Source organism: Tistrella mobilis, from assembly GCF_041468085.1.
Classification (GTDB): Bacteria; Pseudomonadota; Alphaproteobacteria; order Tistrellales; family Tistrellaceae; genus Tistrella; species Tistrella mobilis_A.
Map to the genome: position 1 here is coordinate 14,573 of NZ_CP121017.1, position 21,527 is coordinate 36,099.

A 21,527-nucleotide genomic window follows, 5' to 3' on the forward strand; every position below is an offset into this window, starting at 1 on the left:
GGCCGGTATCAGCCTTGCGTGCTCTGCGTTGGCTTCGAGAAATGCACATCCTCGGGCTTCAGCCCGTAGAAGCGCATGGCATTGGGGCCGAAGATCAGGTCCTTATGCGCATCGGGCACGTCGTCGCGCTCGCGGATCGAGCCGAAGGCCTCCCCCAGCTTGCCGCCCGCATAGTGGGTGTGCGGGAAGTCCGCGGCTCCCAGAATGCGATCGGCACCGATCAGATCGACGAAGGCCGGCAGGTTGGCCTCGTCACCCTCGACGGTGAAGTAGATCTCGCGCTCGCGCAGATAGTCGATCGGTGCCTTTTCCGCCGGCCAGACCTCGGCCGCGGGTGTCACCCGCCACTTGTCCATCCGGTCGAGCACGGTGGGGAACCAGCTGGCGCCACCTTCCAGGAAGCCGACCTTCAGCGACTTGAAGCGATCGAGGATGCCGCCGCCCAGGAAGCTGAAGAAGCCGAAGACGATGGTCATCTCGAAATTGAGGATGAAGGCTGCAGCCGGGCTGTCGAGCCCTTCGCCGATGCCGTCATGGGCCCAGCCGACATGGACGCAGATCGGCAGGCCGACCTCTTCCGCTGCTGCCCAGACCGGATCGAACCGGCGATCATGCAGCAGAACCGATCCGACCGTGCCCAGCACCATCAGGGAGGTCGCCCCCAGGGCCTTGGCGCGATGCACCTCCTTCACCGCCTGATCGGGCAGGCGCATCGGCAGAAGTGCCGCCCATTTCAGCCGGGTGGGCTTCTTGGCGCAGGTTTCGGCCATCCAGCTGTTATACGATCGCATCAGCGCCGCCTCGAACAGCGGATCGCGGGTCAGCGGCTGGAGGAAAAGGGTCGAGTAGATCGTCGCCACATCCAGCTGAATCTCGTCCATCTTCGCGCAATAGGCGTCGACGTCGAGAATGCCCTGGATGGCGGTGCTGACCGGCTTCAGCTTCGCATAGTCGGTGACGATCGGGCTGGCATGACAGGACGCCTGATAGCCCTGCATCTTGGGGCGCATCTCGCCATCGATCAGCCAGGCATAGTTGCGCTGGGTTCGATGGGCGATCATGTCGCCGATATGGACGATCTTGGGCCGCCGGTGCCAGTAGGCACGGTCCAGATAATCGAAGATGCCGTCGTGATCCTCAATGTGAGAATCGGCATCGATGAAGGGATGTTTTTTCTCGGCCGACGCGAAAGCGCCACGCCGGTTCGGAACGGACTGATAGGTCATCGGGCTGCTCCGCCGTGCTGCCTGCCTGAAATGGCAAATGTCTCATTCTGCGAGACGATTTCGGGCGATCCACCATTGCGTGATATTGGCCGCCCTGTCCTAGCCAAAAATGAGCACCGAAAACCGGCTTGTCAATTTTTGCGATCTATTCTGCCGTAAATAATCGCCGCTACCGCGATATCTCCGGACCTTGGCGGGGAATGTCTCGTTATATGATACTTACGCAGACAAATTGCTCGCAAAGGTTGAGAAAACGGGTTGCCGGTTAGATAGCGATGTTTTAGGGTCTTCCAACTGATGGTAGATAATCCGTCAGGATAGTCATCGGTGGGAACGATCGCCAGCGGCATTGCACCGGCACAAAGCCGGGCGAGATCGCGCCGGAAGGGACGGCGGCTGGTGGCGGAACCAGGGCAAGTGGCGCAGGCGATGCGGCGGGCAAGCCGGCTTTGTCTGCGAAGTGGGGCAGTCGCGAACGGGGGGCCGGCGGGTACTGATCTGCCGGCGTGAAGACGCAGACCGGATGTGAAGCGCGCAGCGGCAGGTCGCCGCCACGCGCAGTGGGTGAGCCATTGCCTGCGGTCCGGTTTGAGGATCAACCCTGATGGCACGCGACCTGTTCCTTCAAAGGGAGCATGTCCGATGCATCACGATCTTCCGACCGTCGCGGCCAGCGGGTTTCGGACAGCCAGACTGGTTGACGCTTCTCTTGCCGACGGCCGCGGTGCGACGGCACCGACGGCGAAGCGGCTGGATATCCTGCTCGCTCTCGACGATCTGGGCATTGATGCGGCGCTGATCGGTTATCCGGCGGCCCGGCCTGCGGATCTGGCCCTGCTGGAGGCCAGTCGTGGACGTTGCCGGCAGGTGGCCCGCATGGTCTGCACCGCGCTGGCCGATGCGCCGGTTCTGGCGGATCTGCTGGGCCGCACCGGACCGACCGAAAGTGGGCCTCCTGTCGAGGTCGTGCTGGAATGCGGCACGGACCCGCGTCTGGCAGAGGGGGGGGATCCGGTGGCGCTGCTGACCGGCGCAATCATCCGTCTGGCGCCCCGGGCACCCGTCTGGGTAGAGCTTGCGGCGATTGCTGCAGCCGCGCCCGAAATGCTGCGGAGTCTGGTTCATGCCGCCCTTGCCGCTGGCGCCCGGGGGCTGATCCTTGCCGATACCACCGGCCGGATGCTGCCGGCCGAGACGGCGGCCACGCTCGGCATGCTGCGGGCGATCACCGGCCCGACGATCCCGGTGATCGTGGCGCCGGCCGACGATCTGGGCCTTGCCACCGCGAATGCGTTGGCCGGGCTTGCCGCCGGTGCGGATGGGGTGTTGGGCGCCATTGGCGGTTTGGGGGAGCGGGCCGGTCTGGTACCGATCGAGGAGGTAGCGACCGCGATCCGCTATCGCCCCGATCACGTCCGACTGGACCATGCGATCGATCTTGCGGCCCTGGTCCGCACCGGCATGGCAATCGCCGAAAGGCTCTCCGTCGATCTGGGGCGTAACAAGGCGCTGCTCGGCGATTACGTCTTCGGTACGGCGGCGGGGCTGCATCAGCACGGGCTGCTCAACCACCCGATCACCTACGAATATCTCGACCCGGCGGATTTCGGCCGTGAGCGGCGGATCCTGATCGGTCGCCATTCGGGGCGTGCGGTGCTGCGCGCCCGGCTGACCGAGGCCGGAATCAATCTGGAGCCGGCAGGGCTGGAGGCCGTCTATCAGGCGGTGATGCGCAGCGCCGATCCGGAACGGTTTAACGACACGGCCGAACTGGTCGCGCTCCACCGCCGGTTGTCGACCGACGATGCGCTGGCAGGCCCTGTCGTCCACGTCAGTCAGGGGGCATGAGGACGATGGAAGTAGCACTTGGCGTACCCGATGACGAGGTCGTCGACGATGCCGAGGTGGAACATGTGTTGGGGGTCATCCGCGGCGGCGGCCTGACCTTGCTCAAAGCCAATATCGGCTATGGGCTGATCGGCCATACCGAACGCTCTATCCGCCGGATGTACGAGGTGAAGGGCCGGCCGCTGACCAATCCCTGCATCACCATCGGCAGCATCGATGTGCTGCGCGATCTGGTGATCATGGAGGATCCCCGGCTGCTGGACTGGATTGCCGAGGTATCCGAGATGACGACGCTGGCGGTGATCAACCGGCTCAATCCCGAAAGCCGGCTGTTTGCAAAGCTGACGCCTTATGTCCGTCGGCAGTGTAGCGAGAACGGCACGGTCGCGACCTTCATTCGGACCGGCGCATTCATCGAGCGGCTGGTCGAGAAGGCGCTGGCCGAGGATGTCCTGCTGGTCGGATCTTCGGGCAACATCTCATCCACGGGCAATCGCTACACGTTTGCCGACGTCCAGCCGCAGGTTCTGGAGGGCGTGGACTTTTGGCACGAGAAAGGTGATGCCAAGTATCTCAACGACCAGAAACTGGCGACCAGCATCGTCAACCTGACCAACTTCACCTTCCGTCGCAAGGGCGTGAACCACGAATACATCGCGGCCAGCCTCGACGCCTTCAGATCGCGAACCGGTCTCTGAGGTCGGCCGGCCTCTGATGTCGGTAGTGCGACGTCGACACGGGATGCAGTTTCCAGGGACATGGACAAGTCGGCCCGCCCGCGGCGGGCTTTCGGAAGGACGATGACGCATGTCGGAATATTTCGAGGAGTTCGACCGGATCATCCAGGCCAACAAGTATTCACGCCACTCCTTCGTGAAGGAGATCGAGGCGGGCCGGGTGACGCGCGACCAGATGAAGCGCTGGGCGATCCAGAAGTACCATCAGGTCTATCTGCAGAACAGCTGCTACAGCGGCATTCACGCCAACAGCTGGCACGAGGACGTCCGCGCCTTTGAAATGGAGCAGCTGATTGCGGAAGAAACCGCGATCGCCGACGGGTCGGACAGCCATTACAATCTGATGAAGCGCTTCGCGCTGGCCCTCGGGGCCACCGAAGCCGAGATCCGGGAAACGCCGGCGGCGCCGGAAGTCTGGGATTTCGTGACCTATCTGGTCGGTCACTGCCGGAACAATCACTTCGTCTACGGCATCCTGGCGATCTATGTGAATGAAAGCCAGACTTCGGAAAGCGCCATGAAGATGTATCGGGCGCTCAAATCCGGCTTTCAGCTGGATGATCACGCGCTCGAATGGTTCACCGTCCATGGCGAAGCCGATATCGAGCATTCGTCGCACGCCAAGGATCTGATCGTGAAATACGCCCACGAGGCGCCGAATTTTGAATGGCGCGGCCGGCAGGTGGTCGAGACCGGATCGAAGATGTGGACCAAGCTCCACGACTTCTACTACGGCCTCATCACCGGCTGAGACCGGGCCGGGTTCCGCCGCGGCGGCGTCGGGGGAGGCCGCCGCGGCGGATGCCGGGTCGTCAGGATGCCGCCGGGGTTCTGCCCCGCCGTTTCATCGCCGCCATGGCCAGAGCGACCAGGATCGTGCCGACGATGAAGACGAAGGCCGCGGCGGCTATCGCCGGGCTGATGTTCTCACGGATGGTCGAGAACATCTGACGGGCGAGAGTGCGCTGATTGGGCCCGGCCACGAACAGGGTGAGGACCACTTCGTCGAGAGATGTGGCAAAGGCCAGCACCGCACCAGATGCGACCCCTGGCATGGCCAGCGGCAGGGTCACCCGCCGGAAGACGGTGACCGGCGATGCGCCCAGACTGAGGGCGGCGAGTTCGACCCGCCGGTCGATACCGGCGAGCGCACCGGTGACGCTGACCACCACGAAGGGGATCGCCACCACCGCATGGGCGACGATGACGCCCAGATAGCTGCTGGCGATGCCCAACCGGACGAACAGAACCTGCATGCCCACACCCAGTACCACTGCGGGCACGACCATGGGCAACAGGAACAGCGTCCGGGCGATGCCGGCGAAGGGCAGGCGCCTGTTGCGCAGACCGAGCGACGCGGCGGTACCGAGCACCGTGGCCAGCAGGGTCGCCCCCGTGCCGATGATCAGGCTGTTGATGATGGAGCGCTGCCAGACCGCGGCCGTCGCAAGTTCTTCGAACCAGCGGGCGGAGAATTCCGGGATCGGATAGGTCAGGAAGACGCTGGAGGTGAAGGCGAGCGGCAGGATCGCGACCAGCGGTGCCACCAGAAAGATCACCACCGCAAGGGCATAGAGCAGCTTGAACGCCTTGGGCATGGGCTGTCAGCTCCTTCCCGTGGCAGGATCGGCCGAGAGCCGGCCATAGACCGCATAGAGCAGCAGGGTGACCACCAGCAGCACCAGGCCGAGTGCGCCGGCCATGCCCCAATTGGCCGAGCCGGTGGCATAGAAGGCGATGACCGAGCTGATCATCTGGTCGCCCGGGCCGCCGATCAGGGCCGGGGTGATGTAGTAGCCGATGGCCGTCATGAACACGAGCAGCGCGCCCGAGGCGAGGCCGCGGAAGGCGAGCGGGAACACCACGCGCAGGAAGGCCCGGAGCGGGTTGGCCCCCAGAGAGGCTGCGGCCGGAACCAGATTTTTGGGAATGGCGATCAGCACGCTGTAGATCGGCAGCACCATGAAGGGCAGCAGGACATGGGTCATTGCAATGACCACGCCCAGACGGTTGAAGATCATCGGCACCGGTGCGCCGACAATGCCCAGACCGAGCAGAACTTCGTTGATCAGCCCCTTTTCCTGCAGGATCACGAACCAGGCCGCGGTCCGCACCAGCAGAGACGTCCAGAGCGGCAGCAGTACGGCGGCGAGCAGCAGGTTGCGTTTCCAGCCCTCGGCCGCCGCGATCAGCATGGCATAGGGAAAGCCGATCAGGGCGCAGGCGATGGTAACCAGGGCCGCAATCCAGAAAGTGCGCAGCATGATCACCCGGTTGGCCGAGGCCTCGTCGGCCATCGACACCACCTCGCCCGCGGCGTCGCGCTTCAGATCGACAGCGGCGAGCAGGTGGCGATCGGTATAGGGGGAGAGTGCGCCGGCGATCGCCTGCCAGTAGCGGGGTTGATCCCATCGGCGGTCGACCTCGGCCAGGTCGGCCGGCATGTCGCCATCCTCGATGGCCCGGATGGTCTTCGACATCAGGGTGCGGAAGCCGGACTGGGCGCTGTTCAGCCGGCGGACCATGTCGCCCACCGCCTGGGTGTCGGTCGCCGCCTTCAGATCTTCGACGATGGCCGCTTTCATCTCGGGCGTCGGCGGCGACTGACGGTCCCAGTCGGCGGCGACCTCGGCGGTGCGGGGCAGAATGCGCAGCACCGCCGGATCCGACACCGCCTGTGACATCATCGTGGCCAGTGGCCAGAGGAAGAAGACACCCAGGAAAAGCAGCAGCGGCGCCAGCAGCAGTGCTGCGGCGCCCTTCGACCCGCCGCCGCTTGTATGAATTCCACTCATCGGGCCGTCTCCTGGTAGGATGTTTGGCCTGATAGCCGGGAGAGGGTCGCCGCGTTGCGCTCGAAGGATGATCTTCGTGCATGAGATTGGCGCCCTCGCCCGGTGCTTTTTGCCCGAACGGTATCCGGCGGTGTCGTGGCGAGGGGGCGGATGACCGCCCCGATCGGGGCGGTCATCCGCGCATGGACAAGCAGGGGCACGAGCACCGGCTCCGAGGCTTCCGGCTCATCCGCACGGGAGGCGCCATGCAATTCGTCGGCATCGACATCGCGTCGGAAACCCATGTCTTCGCCATCCTTGATGCGGACGGCACGGTCCTGGCCAAACCCAAGCCGTTCACCGAAGACGCGGCCGGGCACGGCGCGTTGCTGGCCGCGCTGGCCCCGCCGGGTGAGGCGCTGGTGGTCATGGAGGCGACCGGGCATTACTGGAAGAACCTGTTCGCCGTGCTGGCGGCCAAGGGCTACGAGGTCGCCCTGATCAACCCGCTGCGCACCCACCGCTTCCAGGGCGAGAGCCTGGAGCGCACCAAGACCGACGCCATCGACGCCCTCGGCCTGGCCCGCTTCGGGCGGGAAAAGCGCCCCTCCCCGACCCGGCTGGGCAGCCGGGCCAGCGAGGAGCTGCGCGAACTGGTTCGCCACCGCGACCGGCTGCGCCAGGATTTCGACGACCGCGTCCGCCAGCTCCGCCGGCTGGTCGATCTCGGCTTCCCGGAATTCCGACGCTATGTCCGCACGCTCGACAGCATGCTGGCCACCGCCATCCTGGCGGAATACCCCACCGCCGAGGCCGTCGCCAAAGCCACGCCACGCCGGCTCGCCAAGCTGCGCTACGATGGCCGCCACGCCGTCGGAAGCGAACTGGCCGACCAGATCATCGCCGCGGCCAAGCGCTCGGTCGGCCAGCACCACGGCCCCGCCTACCGCGTCCAGGTCCGCGACATCTGTCAGGATCTCGATCTGTGGCGCCGCCGCTTGGCCGACCGTGACGACGACATCACCCGTCTGCTCGACGAGCACGAGGTCGGCTCGCTGCTGACCTCCATCGACGGAATCGGTCCCAGCACCGCAGCACGCCTCATCGCCGAACTCGGCGATCCGGCCCGCTTCGACAGCCCCGCAGCCCTGGCAGCCTACGTCGGCGTCATCCCAGCCCTGCGCCACTCCGGAAAGCGCCGCCCCACCCGCGCCGGCATCACCCCGATCGGCAACGCGCGCCTGCGCACCGCCTTGTGGATGCCAACCCTCACCGCTGTCCGCCGAAACCCGTGGCTCAAAGCCTTCTACGACCGACTGCGCGCACAGGGAAAGCCACCAAAGCTCGCCCTCGTCGCCGCCATGCGAAAACTCCTCGTCGCCGTCTACGCCGTCGCCAAGGCTCGAAAACCCTTCGTGCCAAAGCTCGCCGACTGAAAAAAGCGCTTGCTCAGCGTGACGGTATCTCATGGGGCGATGACCCGGCAGTCGGCCGGGCGGAATTCGGCGAAGACTTCGGTTCCGGGCGCCCATTCTCGGGATTTGCGATCGAGCCGGACCGTGAAGCCATGGGCGCCGTCATCGAGTTGAACCCTCAGATGATCGCCCTGATAGATACAGTCGGCGATCCGGGCCGCCAGGCTGTTGCCGGTGCCGCCCGGGCGCTCCACCAGCTCGATCCGTTCGGGACGGATCGACAGCAGAACCTCCTGACCAGGGGCGACGGGTTCGGCGACCGCGGCAATGACATGGCCGCCGGCGGCGAGGACGATCCGCGCCTCGGCTCCCGCGCTGTCTTCAACCCGGCCCTCGGCGAGATTGGTCTCGCCGATGAACTCGGCCACGAAGCGGGTGCGGGGTTCGTCGTAGATTTCGCGTGGGGAGCCGATCTGTTCGATCCGGCCGTGATTGAACACCGCGATCCGATCGGACATCGTAAGTGCTTCGGACTGGTCATGGGTGACGAAGACGATCGTCAAACCCAGCCGGTTGTGCAGGGCTCGGATGTCGAGCTGCATCTGTTCGCGCAGCTGCTTGTCGAGCGCGCCCAGCGGTTCGTCCATCAGCACGACCCGGGGTTCGAAGACGAGCGCGCGGGCAAGGGCCACCCGCTGCTGCTGGCCCCCGGAAAGCTGAGACGGTCTGCGATCAGCCAGCGCCGAGAGCTGGACCATGTCGAGCACCCGCGCCACCCGCTCCGCGATCTCGGCGCGGCCGGTGCCGCGCATCTGCAGCGGAAAGGCGATGTTCTCGCCCACGGTCATATGGGGGAACAGCGCATAGCTCTGGAACACCACGCCCATATTGCGGCGATGCGGCGGCAGGTCATTGATCGGCTGGCCGTCGAGCAGGATAGTGCCCGCCGTGGGATGTTCGAAGCCTGCCAGCATCATGAGCAGGGTGGTTTTGCCCGAGCCGGATGGCCCGAGCAGGCTGACGAATTCTCCCTCGGCAATATCGAGGGTCAGGTCGTTGACGACTTTCAGGGCCCCGTACGACTTGCTGATGCCGTCGAAGCGGATGCGAACGTTTTCCAACAGCGTCCTCCAGCTCTGGCCGGGTCGGCGCGGAGGCGGGCGAACGATCGTGCGGGGGGAACGATGCCGCGCCGGGCGGGTGTCGCCACCCGCCCCTCGCGCCGGTCGCGGGCTCAGCGCGCCAGCCAGGCGTTGAAGCGCCGGGTCAGTTCCTCGGAATTGTCGATCCAGAAATCGACGTCGAGCGGGATGGCATCCGTGATGTTGGCGGGTGCCGTCGGCAGGTCTGCCGCATATTTCGGATCGACCATGCCGGCCGCTTCCTTGTTCGGCAGACCATAGGCGATGGTTGCCGGCAGCTTGATCATGTTCTCAGGCGCGCTTGCGAAGGCGATGAACTCCTGCCCGGCTGCTGCATTCTCGGCGCCTTTCAGCACCACCCAGCTGTCGATCGCATAGATGCTGCCCGGCCAGACCACCTTGAACTGCTTGCCTTCGGCCTTGTTGATGGCGGTGATGCGGCCGTTATAGGCCGTCGTCATCGCCACCTCGCCCGAGGCGAGCAGCTGCAGCGGCTGGGCGCCGGCTTCCCACCAGATCAGGTTGGGCGAGAGTTCATCCAGCTTCTTGAAGGCGCGATCCACCCCTTCGGGCGTGCCGAGCACGTCATAGACCTCGTCCTTCGACACGCCGTCGGCGAGCAGGGCGAATTCGAGCGTGTATTTGGCGCCCTTGCGCAGGCCCCGCTTGCCGGGGAACTTCTCCACGTTCCAGAAATCGGCCCAGCTCTTGGGACCGTCGGCGAGCTTCGCGCCGTCATAGGCGATAGCGGTGGTCCAGACAATGGCACCCACGCCGCAATCACTGCCCGACTGGGCCAGGAACTTGTCCTTGCCGCCGAGCTTCGCCCAGTCGATGGTCTCGTAAAGACCGTCGGCGCAACCCAGTGCCAGTTCCTCGGCCTCGACCTGAACCACGTCCCAGTTGGGTGCGCCGGCCTTCACCTTGGCCTGCAGCACGCCATAGCCGCCATCCCACGATTCATCCAGCAACGGCTTGCCGGTCTTGGCGGCAAACGGCTTGAAATAAATCTCGCGCTGTGCGTCCTGATAGTTTCCCCCCCAGGAAACCACGGTCAGATCCCGGGCGAGTGCCGGTTGACTTGCGGCGACACAGATGCCCGCCAGAAATACGCCACCGGCCCCGATGTTCCGGAATACAGTCTTCATAGGAACAGCCTCCCCTGGCTTCCCTGAACTTGCCCCCTTCTCAGGATGTCCTCACGCCAAAATCCCCAACGTCGTTGCGACGACTGTGAGCGCAGCCCGAGCGTCATAATTGCTGCATCTTTTCCGGCGCTCCGCAACACCTTTTGATGGCGTGTCGACAAGCGGACGTCCTGTCGCAGCGGTATGCAGAGGGGGCGGGGGCCGCCGGATCACTCTCCGGAGGCGAGCAGGCGGCCGTCGCGGCGGGCAGCACGGGTTGCCCGGGTGAAGGCCACTGCCGCCATCACCACCAGCACGGCGTCGAGGGCGAAGGCCCAGGCCAGATGGCGCCAGGGGACGGCGCCGTCGATCAGCACCTGACGCATTCCTTCGAAGATATGCGCCGAGGGCAGGATCCAGGCGACGGGCTGCAACCAGTCGGGCAGCACCTCGATCGGGTAGTAGATGCCCGAGACCGGCTGAAGTACGAAGATTGCCGCCCAGGCCAGCCCCTCGGCACCGAGCCCGACGCGGAGCAGCAGGCTGGCCACCATCAGCCCGATCGACCAGCCCATGATCATCAACGCCGCCAGGAAGGGCAGCAATGGCCAGCCGAGGGTGAAAATGTCGTAATGGTAGAGCGGCCAAGCCAGCGCCGCCGCTGCCCCGGTGCCAATCGCAACCCGGATGCCGGCGACCGTCAGCATGGCGGCGATCATCTCCCAGGGCCGGAGCGGACTGACGAAGAGGGTGGCGAGGTTGCGGGCCCAGATTTCTTCGAGCAGGGCGAGGTTGACGCCCAGTTGCGAGCGGTAGAGCACCTCCCAGAGCAGCAGCCCCGAGAGCAGGGTGCCGGCTGCCTGAGCCAGCCAGTCGGTGCGTTCGGTCAGGAAGAGGGTGATGAACCCCCAGAGCAGCATCTGCATCGTCGGCCAGTAGACGATCTCGACCAGCCGGGCCCAGGAACCGAACAGCAGGCGGAGATGGCGCAGTACCAGCGCCTGGATGCGCTGTAGGGAAGCGGCGGTGCCGGTGACCCGCTCGGGCGCCTCGCTCAACGCCGCTTCCATCGCGGCGGTGGGCGGCATCATCCGTTCGTGGTTCATACCCCCTCCACAGGCTCCGGGTCGGGCGACCGCGCGACGTCGAGGAAGACGTCTTCCAGGCTGGCACGGCCATAACGGGTCAGCAGCTCTGCAGGCGTGCCATCATCGACCACCCGACCGGTGCGCATCATCAGAACCCGATGGGCCAGCCGTTCCACCTCGCCCATATTGTGCGAGGCGAGCAGGATGGCCGCGCCCGACAGCTCACGGAAGCGTTCCAGCAGCCCGCGCAGCCGGTCGCCGGTATCGGGATCGAGCGAAGCGGTGGGCTCGTCCAGCAACAGAAGTTCGGGCCGGTTGAGCATGGCCTTGGCGAGCGAGACCCGGGTCTTCTGCCCGGCCGAGAGCCGCCCTGTAGGGCGATCGAGCAGGGCATCGAGATCGAAGGCGGCCGAGATCTCGCGCACCCGCCGTGCCGGATGAGCGATGCCGTAGAGCCGGGCATAGACATCGAGATTCTGGCGCACGGTCAGCCGGTGAGGCAGGTCGACATAGGGCGATGAGAAGTTCATCCGCGGCAGGGCGTGCTTGCGATCACGGGTCATGTCCTCGCCGAACAGCCGGATCCGGCCGGCAGTGGGGGTCACCACACCCAGGATCATCGACATGGCCGTGGTCTTTCCGGCGCCGTTTCCGCCGAGAAGTGCAACGGTTTCGCCACGCCGGACGGTAAAATCGAGACCGGCGACCGCCTCGACGGTGCCGTAGGTCTTGCGCAGGTGCTCGACGGCAAGGACGATCTCGGTCATGGATACGCCGTTCGGCCGGTGCAGGCTCAACAGAGGGTGGGGGCTCAACAGAGGGTCGGAGCCCTTTCGGGCCCGCAGGCTGTCCGATCGAAGGTGGTCCGGTGCCGGCCGGGGGTCAAGCGCGACGGCCGGGCGACCCGGGCACCATCCGCCTCAACTGGAGCCATCCGTGAGCCGTCTCGACAGTTTCATTCGCCGCCTGACCGCCCAGCGTGCCTGCCTCGATCGTGCCGCAGAGATCATCCGCGATCTCGACGGACCGGTGCTGGAGCTGGGGCTCGGCAATGGCCGTACCTACGACCATCTGCGCAGCATCCTGCCGGACCGGGAGATCTTCGTTTTCGAGCGCAAGGTCGCCGCCCATCCCGACTGCATCCCCGACGACGCGCATCTGATCCTGGGTGATCTGGCCGATACCCTGCCGCAGGCGGCAGGGCGCATTCCGGCAGCTGCTGTCCTTGCCCATGCCGATATCGGCAGCGGCGATGCCGAAGCGACGGCACGGAATGCCGCCCGGGTGGCGGCGGTGCTGCCGGAGCTGCTGGTGCCGGGTGCGGTGGTGGCGGCCGATCAGCCGCTCTATGATCCGAGGCTTCGGCCGATCGACCTTCCCGAGGGGGTGGCGCCTGGCCGCTATCACCTCTACCTCAGGATCGGGGTGCCGACATGAGTGCGGCCGGCCCCACTCTCCCGCCGGCTGCCGCCCTGCCGCCGGGCATGGGCTCTCCCGATGGCGGGCGTGTGCGTGCGCATACACTGGTCACCATCCGCTGGCTGGCGATCGCCGGGCAGCTGGCGGCAATCATGCTGGTCTCGCAGGGGCTGCGTTTCCCGCTGCCGTTGCTGGAATGCGTGGCCGCCGTCGGTGCCTCGGCCCTGCTCAATCTCGCCACCACTCTGGCGCGGCCGGCCAATGCCCGGCTGACCGACGGCCAAGCGGCGCTGTTTCTGGCCTTCGACGTCTGTCAGCTGGCGGTGCTGCTCCAGCTCACCGGCGGTCTGGCCAATCCCTTTTCGGTGCTGGTGCTGGCCCCGGCCACGATCAGCGCGACCGTCTTGTCGGTACGCTCCACCGTCGTGCTGGCCGGCATGTCGCTGATCGCGGTGACCCTGCTCGCGGTCTGGCACCATCCCTTGCCCTGGGACGGTGAGGGCGGGCCGCTTGCCCTGCCGCCGCTCTATGTTGCCGGGGTCTGGGCGGCGCTGGTTCTCAGCCTGCTGTTCCTGACCGTCTATGCCGCCCGGGTCGCGGCCGAGGCCCGGCGGATGTCGGATGCGCTCTCTGCGACCCAGATCGCACTGTCGCGGGAACAGCAGCTCTCGGCAGTGGGGGCGCTTGCGGCGGCGGCGGCCCATGAACTCGGCACGCCGCTCGGCACCATCGCCATCGTCGCCCGCGAACTGGAGCGCGATCTGGGGCCCGGCAGCCCGCAGGCAGAGGATCTGGCGCTGTTGGTCTCGGAAAGTGCCCGCTGCCGCGAGATCCTGGCCCGGCTGGCGCGGGCGCCGGAACAGGCAAGCCCCGCCTTCAAGCGCCTGGGCCTGCCGGAGCTTCTGGAGAGTGCTGCGGCCCCCTATCGGCGTAGTTCCGGACCCGAGATCGTGGTCGAGATCGACCCCGGATCCGACCGTGCGCAGATGCCGGATGCGGCGCCGGTCCCCGAACTGCTCCATGGCCTGGGCAATCTGGTGGAGAATGCCTCTCAGTTTGCCGTCGGCCGGGTAACGCTTTGGCTTGGCTGGGATCCGCGCTATATCACGATCGAGGTGCGTGACGACGGCCCGGGATTCCCGGCGGATCTGCTGCCCTGGATCGGCGAGCCCTACATGTCCACCCGCCGCGAGGCGGGGCGCATGGGGCTCGGCGTGTTCATCGCCAAGACCCTGCTGGCCCGCACCGGCGCCGATGTCCGTTTCGCCAACCGGCCCGAAGGCGGAGCCGTGGTCAGCCTGCGCTGGTCGCGTTCCGCCCTGGCGGGTGGCGGCAAGGGTGCCGCCCGGCCGGTGTCGTTCTGAATGCAGCCTGCCCCTGCTGCGGATCCGTATCGCAAGAGGAAATGCCGTCCGATGTCCACGCCGCCACATGTCGATGCGGAAGATGCCGATCTGATCGACCTCGCTGCCGCAGCTCCCGAAGATCGTGTGCTGATGATCCTGGATGACGACGCGCCTTTCCGGCAGCGCCTGGCCCGGGCGATGGAGCGCCGCGGTTTCGACGTCCATGCGGCCGGCTCCGTCGCCGAGGCGCGCGACCTGCTCACCAGCCTGCGGCCCGCCTTTGCCGTGCTCGACATGCGGCTGGACGACGGCAGCGGCCTGGATCTGGTGCCTGCCCTGCGGGAACGGCGCGAGGACGCCCGGATCGTGATGCTGACCGGCTACGGCAACATCGCGACCGCGGTGGCGGCGGTGAAAGCCGGTGCACTCGACTATCTGGCCAAGCCTGCCGATCCGGATGATCTGGAGCGGGCACTGCTGTCCCGGTCGGGGGTTCTGCCGCCGCCCCCCGAGCATCCGATGTCGGCTGATCGCGTGCGGTGGGAGCATATCCAGCGGGTGTTCGAGCAGTGCGACCGCAATGTCTCCGAAACGGCACGTCGGCTGAACATGCATCGCCGGACCCTGCAGCGCATCCTGGCAAAGCGTTCGCCTCAATAACGCCCGGTTCTGCCTGACAGGTGATGTGGGCTGGTCGCCCGGATCGGCAAGCGATAATCTTTGGGGCATGGATCAATTCCGGCGCGAATTTGTCGCCGACCTGCCCCGAAGGCCGCCAACGCCATGACCACGTCCGAGACCCTGCCGCCCTATACCGCCGACGACCTGCTGATCGATACCGTGCCGCCGCCGACCGATCCGGCGGCCATCGGTCCCGGTGCCGGTCGCTTCCGACTCTGGATCCCCGAGCGCATCCGTTTCGGCGAGACGGATATGCTGGGGCATGTCAACAACGCGGTATATGCCCGCTGGCTGGAACTGGGCCGCACCCGGCTGTTCGATCTCTGCGGTCTCGCCACCCGCTATGATCAGGACGCGCCCACGGTGATGGTCCAGGCGGAGCTTCGGATCGGCTACAAGGCCGAGCTGCGCTATCCGGGGCTGGTGATGATCGCGACCGGGGTTCAGCGCATCGGCCGCAGTTCGATTGCCATCCCGCAGGCGCTCTATGCCGGCGGCGTGCTGATCGCCGACAGCGACAGCATCTGCGTCGCCATCGATCGCGACACCCGGCGACCAGCAGAAGTGCCCGCAGATCTGCGCCGGGCACTTGAGCGATATGCGACCCGTGAGCCCGCCGTGGGGTGACGGACGGGACAGCCGGTCTCAGCGCCGGCCTTCGGCTTCGCGCCGGCTCTCTTCGAATTCGCGAAGGGCCAGCGGCTCGAACGGACCGGTGCCGTTCTCGGCCTCACCAGCCTCCCGCCGGCCGGCGGTGCGGCCGGATTTGAAGGTGCGCTCGTTGACATATTCGACCAGTGCCGAAATCAGCTTGTCGCCCTGGGCTTTGTCGACAATGCCAGTATCGCGCAGCGCGGCGCGGAGATACTCATCGAAACGCCGCTTCACCTCGGGCATGCGCTGGGCCCAGAACTCGACCGATCCGGTGAGATAGCCCAGCATGAAGACCTGATCGGCATGACTGCTGCCGAAATCCGGGCTGGCAAGCGCGCGGGCAAGGGCGACGATCCGGCTGACTTTCAGCAGCACGTCATCATTCTGAATGGTCGGCGGCGCACCTTCTGACAGCTTCAGCTGGCGGGTGATCAGTTCGGTCTGCGGCTTCGCCAGGGCATCACGGGCGCTGGTCAGCACCTCGCGGCGGCGTTCGCGGGCATGCGGCGTTTTCGGGCGAGTCCAGAACTCTACCCGCTCCACCAGCTTGGCCAGGCTTTCCGACTTGATGATGTAGTCGTCGCCGCCTGCTTCCAGGCACGCACGCACGGTCTCGCGCGTGTCGAGCGACGACAGAAAGATGATGGGGACGGTGGACCCCAGGATCCGGCGAATCCGCCCGCAGGCTTCGATCCCGTCCATGCCAGGCATCATGATGTCGAGCACGACCAGTTTGGGCGTGTTCGAGGTGCACAGCTGGATGGCCTGCTCGCCGTTATTGGCGGTAAAAACCGAAAAGCCATGCGCCTCCAGCACGTCTCGGTAGAGCTTGCGGAGACTGTCCTGATCCTCGGCGAGGACGATGAGACCACGGCTGGTGACGGTCATGTTCTGCCTGTACGCGGGCCGACCCGTTGCCGGGTGGTCATCTGACGTCCGAAGTGGACGCGGGCCATTGAATTCCGACGGAGGCGGTGCCGCCGTCACGGGAATCCACACCCCTCGGATACGCCTTCGAAGGTACACCGGGCCGCAGGCGCACACCAAGGAAATCCGCCGCTTGCCGGCTGTGCTGCGCGATTGACAGCACAGGTTCGACGCCGGATACTCGCCCCTTTCCAGCGTGTCCGTTGCCGTTATGACGGGTGCGGACACCCAACCGCCACGAGGAGCGAGGGACAATGATCCCGGCCGTGATGCCGACCTATGCGCGGACCGATCTGACGTTCGACAAGGGCGAAGGCGCGTATCTGTATACGGCGGACGGGCGACGATTCCTCGATTTCGCCAGCGGCATCGCCGTGAATGCCCTCGGCCATTCCCATCCGCATCTGGTCTCTGCACTGACGGAGCAGGTGGGGAAGCTCTGGCACGTGTCGAACCTGTATCAGAGCCCCGGCCAGGAAAAGGCAGCGGAGCGCCTGGTGGCAGCCACCTTCGCCGACACCGTGTTCTTCTCCAATTCGGGTGCCGAGGCGATCGAGTGCGGCATCAAGATGGTGCGGCGCTATTTCGACCTGTCGGACCAGCCCGGCCGCTATCGCATCATCACCGTCCAGGGTGCCTTTCACGGCCGCACGCTGGCGACGCTCGCCGCCGCCGGCAACAAGAAGTACCTCGACGGCTATGATCCGGTGGTGGACGGTTTCGATCACGTGCCCTTCGGCGACCTTGCGGCGGCCGAAGCGGCGGTGACGGATGAAACCGCGGCGATCCTGATCGAGCCGGTTCAGGGCGAAGGCGGCATGCGGCCCGCGGCACTCGACTATCTGCGCGGCCTGCGCAAGCTCTGCGACCAGCACGGGCTTTTGCTGTTCCTGGACGAGGTCCAGTGCGGCTTCGGCCGGACCGGGAAGCTGTTCGCCCATGAATGGGCAGGCATCACTCCGGACATCATGGCGGTCGCCAAGGGCATCGGCTCGGGCTTCCCCATGGGCGCCTGCCTTGCGACCGAAAAGGTGGCGGCGGTGATGGGGCCTGGTACCCATGGCTCCACCTTCGGCGGCAATGCGCTCGCCATGGCGGCGTGCAACGCGGTGCTGGACGTGATGCTCGAAGACGGTTTTCTCGACCGGGTCCGTCAGGCATCCGAACGGCTGTGGGGAGAGCTGTCGCAGCTGATCCCCAACTATCCGGGCGTGCTGGAAGAGATCCGCGGCGCCGGGCTGATGCTGGGATTGAAATGCGTGGTGGCCAACGGCCGCATGGTCGATGCCTTCCGGGCGAACGGCCTGCTGACTGTGCCTGCCGGCGACAATGTGGTGCGCCTGCTGCCGCCGTTGATCATTGGCGATGCCGAGATCGATCAGGCCATTGATGCGATCCGTCGGGCTTGCGACAGCGTCGCATCCGAGGTCGCCACAGAGGAGGCCGCTGGATGACGGCCCTGGACATGACCATCGACGCGCCGCTCACCGCGGCGCGGGTCCCCCGCCATTTCCTGGACCTGGATGCGCTGCCGACCGCGGAGTTGCGACGCATCCTGGATTTCGCTCATGCTCTGAAAGCCCGTCGTGCGGCGGGCGAACGCCCGCCGCTGCTCGGCGGCCGGACGCTGGCGATGATCTTCGAGAAGCCTTCGACCCGGACGCGCGTATCATTCGAAGTTGGCATGAACGAACTGGGCGGCTCGGCCCTGATCCTGAACCCGCAGGACAGTCAGTTGGGGCGTGGCGAGACCATTGCCGATACCGCGCGGGTGCTCTCGCGCTATGTCGACGCCATCATGATTCGTTGCCACGCGCATGAGACCCTGACCGAACTGGCGGCTCATGCCAGCGTGCCGGTGATCAATGGCCTGACCCGCCGTTCGCATCCCTGCCAGCTGATGGCCGACCTCATGACCCTGGAAGAGCAGTGGGGGCCGGGGAACCTGGCTGGCCGCCGCATCGCCTGGGTCGGTGACGGCAACAATATGTGCGTCACCTTCGTGCAGGCGGCCGTGCATTTCGGTTTCGATCTGGCGATTGCCTGCCCTGCCGCCTATCAGCCGGATCCGGACGCGGTGGCGGCTGCCGTGGCTGCCGGCGCCCGGGTGACGCTGGGCGAGGATGTCGATGCCGCCGTGGCTGACGCCGATTGTGTGGTCACCGACACCTGGGTGTCGATGGACAGCAAGGACGCCGAAGCCCGCCAGCGCGATTTCCCGGCCTACCAGGTGAATGATGCGGTGATGGCGAAGGCGGCACCCGGCGCGGTGTTCATGCATTGCCTGCCGGCCCATCGCGGCGAGGAAGTTACCGACGCGGTCATGGACGGCCCGGCCTCGGTCGTGTTCGACGAGGCGGAGAACCGGCTTCATGCCCAGAAGGCGGTGCTCGCCTGGTGCCTGGGTGTCATGGAGACTGAATGATGACCACGACGCCGACCCGCGGCGCCGGAACCCCTGCCGAGCGGTCGACCCTGGTCGACCGCTCGTTGCCGTTCCGGCTCCCCTGGGCCGAGGCCCGCGGCCGTGTTGCACGGCTGGGTCCGGCGCTGGACGAGATTCTTGGGCGCCATGCCTATCCGGCGACGGTCTCGGCCGTGCTCGCTGAAGCAGTGACGCTGGCCGCTATGGTGGCCCATTCGTTGAAGACCGACGGTGTGTTCACGGTGCAGATCCGAGGCGACGGCCCGGTCTCGCTGATGGTGGCGGATGCGACGGCCTCGGGTGCATTGCGGGGCTATGCCCAGTTCGATGCCGATGCGGTGGCGGCCCTGGACGCGGCCGTTGCCGGCGTGCGTCATCAGGGTGCGCCGTCGATGCCGCGCCTGTTCGGCCGGGCTTATCTGGCGCTGACGCTGGATCCGGGCCAGGGCATGGAACGCTATCAGGGTATCGTCGAACTCGATGGCGAGCGTCTGGCCGACGCGGTTCACGCCTATTTCCGGCTGTCGGAGCAGATCGAAAGCGCGGTGCGCTTTGCCGTGACGCCGCCCGATGACGATCGGGGCTGGCAGGCCGGTGGATTGCTGCTGCAGCGCATGCCTGCAGAGGGCGGGACGGCGACGGTGGCCGAGGATGCCGAGGACGGCTGGCACCGTGCGGTTGTTCTGGCATCCAGCCTTCGCGACGGTGAGCTGACCGATCCGGATCTGCCGCTGGAGACCCTGCTGCTCCGCCTTTATCACGAGGACGGTGCCATCGCCTATGAGGCGCTGCCGCTTGATTTCGCCTGCCGTTGTTCGCCGGAGCGGGTCGAGGGGCTGATCCGCAGCCTGCCCGGCAACGACCTGACCGAACTGACCGTAGACGGCAAGGTCGATGTGGTTTGCGAGTTCTGCGGCACATCTTATGTCTATGACGACGCGGACATCGCCCGGCTGCGTGCGGACGATGCTCATCGGCACTGACCGGCCGCCGGATCGTATCAGGGAAGCCGGCCATATCGAGGGAGACTGACCGACGATGACCACCTCCCCGCTTCATCCGATGCGCCTTGATCCGACCCGCCGTCGGGTGTTGGGCCTGGCAGCCGGCCTTGCTGCCGCAGGCCTTCTGGCGGCCTGCGCCTCGGAGCCGCTGCCCGAGGGGCCGAAACCGATCCGGTTCGACGACAAGCCGAAATTCCGGCTGAACGTGGCCCGGGTGCAGCTGCTCGACAACTACCAGCCGCCGCGCAAAGCGCCCAATGTCGAGCATCTCTTTCCGACCTCGCCGGCCAGGGCTGCCGGCGACTGGGCGCGGGACCGGCTGGAGGCGGCAGGTGTCTCGGGAACTGCTCGTCTCGTCATCCGGGATGCCAGCGTGATCGAGAAGCCGTTGCCCCAGACCGGTGGTCTTCGCGGCACCTTCACGCAGGAACCCACCGACGAGTACGCCGCGACTCTGATTGCGACCCTCGAAATCCTGTCGGAGACTGGCGAGCGGCAGGCCTATGTCGATGTCGAGGCGCGCCTGGTTCGTGCGATCGATGCCGGCGGCTCTCCGCTTGCCCGCGAACTTGCCTTCGATCGCATGACCCGCGACCTGCTGGCGGGATTCGATCAAAGGTTGAGTGAAAATCTGAATACAACCCTCAAGGACTATGTTCTCTGACGGTTTGCGTCTGATCGCCGCAGAGCTCGTCTTTCAGTTAAAGCAAAACCCATGGTGGTTTGACAGGGGTGATCATATCGCCTAGGTTCATCCGACCGTCGGCCGCGATTGCGCCGGCTGCGGTCGGAATGGAGGACCGGGGCATGAACCGGATGTCGGGTGTCGAGGAGCTGCCGCGGGTCGTCCGTGGCGAGGGTGGCCATCGTGGGGACGCGGCGCCAGCGGCACGGCGTTCAACCGATGCCGGCAATGTGCAAAGTGTGGCGCGTGCCGCGGCGATCCTCCGCGTCCTCGCCGGTCATGTGGGTGAAGGGGCGCGACTGTCCGAGATTGCAGGTGCGACCGGGCTGCACAAGGCGACGGCCCATCGTCTGCTTGCGGCCCTGAAAGAGCAGGGGCTGGTCGACAAGGCGGCAGATACCCATCGCTACCATCTGGGACTGGAGCTGTTCCTGCTCGGCTCCTCAGCGTCCAACCGTTTCAGCATTCGCGACATCGCCCGGCCGTCGCTGCAGCGTCTGGCGGAGCAGACCGGCGACACGGTCTATCTGTTCGTGCGCAGCGGCATGGACGCGCTCTGCGTTGACCGGGTCGAAGGTGCCTTTCCCATCCGCACCCTCAGCCTCGATGTCGGCGGCCGACGTCCCCTGGGCGTTTCGGCGGGCTCCCTTGCCCTGCTTGCGGCGCTGGGCGATGAAGAGGTCGGGCAGGTGATTGCGGCCAATGCCGAGCGGTTTGCCCGCTTTGACTGCGTCCCTGATGACGTCGGTCGGATGGTCGAAGCCACACGGCGGGCCGGCCATGCCGTCAGCGACGGTATGATCGTGCCCGGGATGTGTGCCGTTGCGGTGCCGATCAACGATCGCACCGGCATGCCGGTCGCCGCCATCAGCATCGGCGCGATCAGCCAGCGTATGGATGCGACCCGCCGTGCCCGCATCGTGGCCCTGATGACGGCCGAGGCGCGGCGCATCGAGCAGGGCCTGCAGCCTGCCGCCGCCCCGGGGCGGCGCCGGCGTGCCACGCGTAGCGCCGGCGCATCCGCCTGAT

At 66.2% G+C, this 21,527-nt stretch carries 21 protein-coding genes; 13 read left to right on the forward strand and 8 right to left on the reverse strand.

The features are described 5' to 3' along the window. Positions 1 to 8: 8 nt before the first annotated feature. The gene (locus P7L68_RS05715; RefSeq protein WP_372003338.1) at positions 9 to 1,226 is read right to left on the reverse strand and encodes an amidohydrolase family protein; all 1,218 of its coding nucleotides are present in this window, start codon (positions 1,224 to 1,226) and stop codon (positions 9 to 11) included. 642 nt (positions 1,227 to 1,868) lie between these two features. Here P7L68_RS05715 and P7L68_RS05720 point away from each other — a divergent pair. The 3 genes from P7L68_RS05720 (at position 1,869) to P7L68_RS05730 (ending at position 4,562) form a co-directional block, all read left to right on the forward strand. Beyond that, a complete protein-coding gene (locus P7L68_RS05720; protein WP_372003341.1) occupies positions 1,869 to 3,074 on the forward strand; it encodes a hypothetical protein in 1,206 nt (401 codons plus the stop codon). A gap of 5 nt (positions 3,075 to 3,079) precedes the next feature. Further along, on the forward strand, positions 3,080 to 3,772 hold the full coding sequence (locus P7L68_RS05725) for a Sua5/YciO/YrdC/YwlC family protein (protein ID WP_372003344.1): 693 nt from the start codon (positions 3,080 to 3,082) through the stop codon (positions 3,770 to 3,772). Positions 3,773 to 3,881: 109 nt separating this feature from the next. Beyond that, positions 3,882 to 4,562 (forward strand): TenA family transcriptional regulator, encoded by a 681-nt coding sequence (locus P7L68_RS05730; protein WP_372003347.1) that lies wholly within the window; start codon positions 3,882 to 3,884, stop codon positions 4,560 to 4,562. 61 nt (positions 4,563 to 4,623) lie between these two features. On the opposite strand, the gene P7L68_RS05735 is transcribed toward P7L68_RS05730, so the two are convergent. Beyond that, positions 4,624 to 5,409 carry an ABC transporter permease gene (locus tag P7L68_RS05735; protein WP_372003350.1) on the reverse strand — a complete coding sequence of 262 codons (786 nt, stop codon included), beginning with the start codon at positions 5,407 to 5,409 and terminating at the stop codon, positions 4,624 to 4,626. A 6-nt stretch (positions 5,410 to 5,415) separates the two neighbouring features. Then, complete coding sequence (locus tag P7L68_RS05740) at positions 5,416 to 6,606, reverse strand: ABC transporter permease (protein WP_372003353.1); 1,191 nt, start codon at positions 6,604 to 6,606, stop codon at positions 5,416 to 5,418. Positions 6,607 to 6,788: 182 nt separating this feature from the next. Between P7L68_RS05740 and P7L68_RS05745 the strand changes: the two genes are divergently transcribed. Next, the gene (locus P7L68_RS05745) at positions 6,789 to 8,021 is read left to right on the forward strand and encodes an IS110 family transposase (protein ID WP_372000016.1); all 1,233 of its coding nucleotides are present in this window, start codon (positions 6,789 to 6,791) and stop codon (positions 8,019 to 8,021) included. Positions 8,022 to 8,050: 29 nt separating this feature from the next. Here P7L68_RS05745 and P7L68_RS05750 read toward each other — a convergent pair whose 3' ends face one another. The 4 genes from P7L68_RS05750 to P7L68_RS05765 all read right to left on the reverse strand — a co-directional run bounded on the left by P7L68_RS05750 (position 8,051) and on the right by P7L68_RS05765 (position 12,124). Next, positions 8,051 to 9,121, reverse strand: coding sequence for an ABC transporter ATP-binding protein (locus P7L68_RS05750; RefSeq protein WP_372003356.1), 1,071 nt, complete (start codon positions 9,119 to 9,121; stop codon positions 8,051 to 8,053). 113 nt (positions 9,122 to 9,234) lie between these two features. Continuing rightward, positions 9,235 to 10,290, reverse strand: a complete 1,056-nt coding sequence (locus P7L68_RS05755; RefSeq protein ID WP_372003358.1) for an ABC transporter substrate-binding protein — start codon at positions 10,288 to 10,290, stop codon at positions 9,235 to 9,237. Positions 10,291 to 10,499: 209 nt separating this feature from the next. Next, entirely contained in the window at positions 10,500 to 11,375 is an 876-nt protein-coding gene (locus P7L68_RS05760) for an ABC transporter permease (protein WP_372003361.1), read from the reverse strand. Continuing rightward, a complete protein-coding gene (locus P7L68_RS05765; RefSeq protein WP_372003363.1) occupies positions 11,372 to 12,124 on the reverse strand; it encodes an ABC transporter ATP-binding protein in 753 nt (250 codons plus the stop codon). The genes P7L68_RS05760 and P7L68_RS05765 overlap by 4 nt, the downstream gene beginning before the upstream one ends. A 169-nt stretch (positions 12,125 to 12,293) precedes the next feature. On the opposite strand from P7L68_RS05765, the gene P7L68_RS05770 reads away from it, so the two are divergent. The 4 genes from P7L68_RS05770 to P7L68_RS05785 all read left to right on the forward strand — a co-directional run bounded on the left by P7L68_RS05770 (position 12,294) and on the right by P7L68_RS05785 (position 15,430). Continuing rightward, positions 12,294 to 12,794: a class I SAM-dependent methyltransferase gene (locus P7L68_RS05770; protein WP_372003366.1), complete on the forward strand. Its 501-nt coding sequence runs from the start codon at positions 12,294 to 12,296 to the stop codon at positions 12,792 to 12,794. Next, positions 12,791 to 14,140: an ActS/PrrB/RegB family redox-sensitive histidine kinase gene (locus tag P7L68_RS05775; RefSeq protein WP_372003369.1), complete on the forward strand. Its 1,350-nt coding sequence runs from the start codon at positions 12,791 to 12,793 to the stop codon at positions 14,138 to 14,140. Before P7L68_RS05770 ends, P7L68_RS05775 begins: the two co-directional genes overlap by 4 nt. Positions 14,141 to 14,191: 51 nt before the next feature. Next, complete coding sequence (locus P7L68_RS05780) at positions 14,192 to 14,782, forward strand: ActR/PrrA/RegA family redox response regulator transcription factor (protein WP_372003372.1); 591 nt, start codon at positions 14,192 to 14,194, stop codon at positions 14,780 to 14,782. A 123-nt stretch (positions 14,783 to 14,905) separates the two neighbouring features. Further along, a complete protein-coding gene (locus tag P7L68_RS05785) occupies positions 14,906 to 15,430 on the forward strand; it encodes an acyl-CoA thioesterase (protein WP_372003375.1) in 525 nt (174 codons plus the stop codon). Positions 15,431 to 15,448: 18 nt separating this feature from the next. On the opposite strand, the gene P7L68_RS05790 is transcribed toward P7L68_RS05785, so the two are convergent. Beyond that, positions 15,449 to 16,345: a PleD family two-component system response regulator gene (locus P7L68_RS05790; RefSeq protein WP_372003377.1), complete on the reverse strand. Its 897-nt coding sequence runs from the start codon at positions 16,343 to 16,345 to the stop codon at positions 15,449 to 15,451. Positions 16,346 to 16,638: 293 nt separating this feature from the next. Between P7L68_RS05790 and P7L68_RS05795 the strand changes: the two genes are divergently transcribed. From P7L68_RS05795 to P7L68_RS05815, 5 genes are all read left to right on the forward strand, one after another. After that, entirely contained in the window at positions 16,639 to 17,838 is a 1,200-nt protein-coding gene (locus tag P7L68_RS05795) for an aspartate aminotransferase family protein (protein ID WP_372003380.1), read from the forward strand. Then, positions 17,835 to 18,809 (forward strand): ornithine carbamoyltransferase, encoded by a 975-nt coding sequence (gene argF / locus P7L68_RS05800; protein ID WP_372003383.1) that lies wholly within the window; start codon positions 17,835 to 17,837, stop codon positions 18,807 to 18,809. Before P7L68_RS05795 ends, argF begins: the two co-directional genes overlap by 4 nt. After that, on the forward strand, positions 18,809 to 19,792 hold the full coding sequence (locus P7L68_RS05805; protein WP_372003386.1) for an Hsp33 family molecular chaperone HslO: 984 nt from the start codon (positions 18,809 to 18,811) through the stop codon (positions 19,790 to 19,792). Before argF ends, P7L68_RS05805 begins: the two co-directional genes overlap by 1 nt. A 55-nt stretch (positions 19,793 to 19,847) precedes the next feature. After that, positions 19,848 to 20,477 (forward strand): hypothetical protein, encoded by a 630-nt coding sequence (locus P7L68_RS05810; protein WP_372003389.1) that lies wholly within the window; start codon positions 19,848 to 19,850, stop codon positions 20,475 to 20,477. 143 nt (positions 20,478 to 20,620) lie between these two features. Further along, positions 20,621 to 21,526 (forward strand): IclR family transcriptional regulator, encoded by a 906-nt coding sequence (locus P7L68_RS05815; RefSeq protein WP_372003392.1) that lies wholly within the window; start codon positions 20,621 to 20,623, stop codon positions 21,524 to 21,526. Position 21,527: the final 1 nt, after the last annotated feature.

Excerpts from the sequence above, each read along its gene's own strand:
- P7L68_RS05780 (WP_372003372.1), top strand. The coding sequence starts at position 14,192 with ATGTCCACGCCGCCACATGTCGATGCGGAAGATGCCGATCTGATCGAC.
- P7L68_RS05735 (WP_372003350.1), bottom strand. The coding sequence starts at position 5,409 with ATGCCCAAGGCGTTCAAGCTGCTCTATGCCCTTGCGGTGGTGATCTTT.
- P7L68_RS05785 (WP_372003375.1), top strand. The coding sequence starts at position 14,906 with ATGACCACGTCCGAGACCCTGCCGCCCTATACCGCCGACGACCTGCTG.
- argF (WP_372003383.1), top strand. The coding sequence starts at position 17,835 with ATGACGGCCCTGGACATGACCATCGACGCGCCGCTCACCGCGGCGCGG.
- P7L68_RS05805 (WP_372003386.1), top strand. The coding sequence starts at position 18,809 with ATGACCACGACGCCGACCCGCGGCGCCGGAACCCCTGCCGAGCGGTCG.
- P7L68_RS05730 (WP_372003347.1), top strand. The coding sequence starts at position 3,882 with ATGTCGGAATATTTCGAGGAGTTCGACCGGATCATCCAGGCCAACAAG.
- P7L68_RS05755 (WP_372003358.1), bottom strand. The coding sequence starts at position 10,290 with ATGAAGACTGTATTCCGGAACATCGGGGCCGGTGGCGTATTTCTGGCG.
- P7L68_RS05810 (WP_372003389.1), top strand. The coding sequence starts at position 19,848 with ATGACCACCTCCCCGCTTCATCCGATGCGCCTTGATCCGACCCGCCGT.
- P7L68_RS05725 (WP_372003344.1), top strand. The coding sequence starts at position 3,080 with ATGGAAGTAGCACTTGGCGTACCCGATGACGAGGTCGTCGACGATGCC.
- P7L68_RS05715 (WP_372003338.1), bottom strand. The coding sequence starts at position 1,226 with ATGACCTATCAGTCCGTTCCGAACCGGCGTGGCGCTTTCGCGTCGGCC.
- P7L68_RS05795 (WP_372003380.1), top strand. The coding sequence starts at position 16,639 with ATGATCCCGGCCGTGATGCCGACCTATGCGCGGACCGATCTGACGTTC.
- P7L68_RS05740 (WP_372003353.1), bottom strand. The coding sequence starts at position 6,606 with ATGAGTGGAATTCATACAAGCGGCGGCGGGTCGAAGGGCGCCGCAGCA.
- P7L68_RS05790 (WP_372003377.1), bottom strand. The coding sequence starts at position 16,345 with ATGACCGTCACCAGCCGTGGTCTCATCGTCCTCGCCGAGGATCAGGAC.
- P7L68_RS05815 (WP_372003392.1), top strand. The coding sequence starts at position 20,621 with ATGAACCGGATGTCGGGTGTCGAGGAGCTGCCGCGGGTCGTCCGTGGC.
- P7L68_RS05765 (WP_372003363.1), bottom strand. The coding sequence starts at position 12,124 with ATGACCGAGATCGTCCTTGCCGTCGAGCACCTGCGCAAGACCTACGGC.
- P7L68_RS05745 (WP_372000016.1), top strand. The coding sequence starts at position 6,789 with ATGGACAAGCAGGGGCACGAGCACCGGCTCCGAGGCTTCCGGCTCATC.
- P7L68_RS05775 (WP_372003369.1), top strand. The coding sequence starts at position 12,791 with ATGAGTGCGGCCGGCCCCACTCTCCCGCCGGCTGCCGCCCTGCCGCCG.
- P7L68_RS05720 (WP_372003341.1), top strand. The coding sequence starts at position 1,869 with ATGCATCACGATCTTCCGACCGTCGCGGCCAGCGGGTTTCGGACAGCC.
- P7L68_RS05760 (WP_372003361.1), bottom strand. The coding sequence starts at position 11,375 with ATGAACCACGAACGGATGATGCCGCCCACCGCCGCGATGGAAGCGGCG.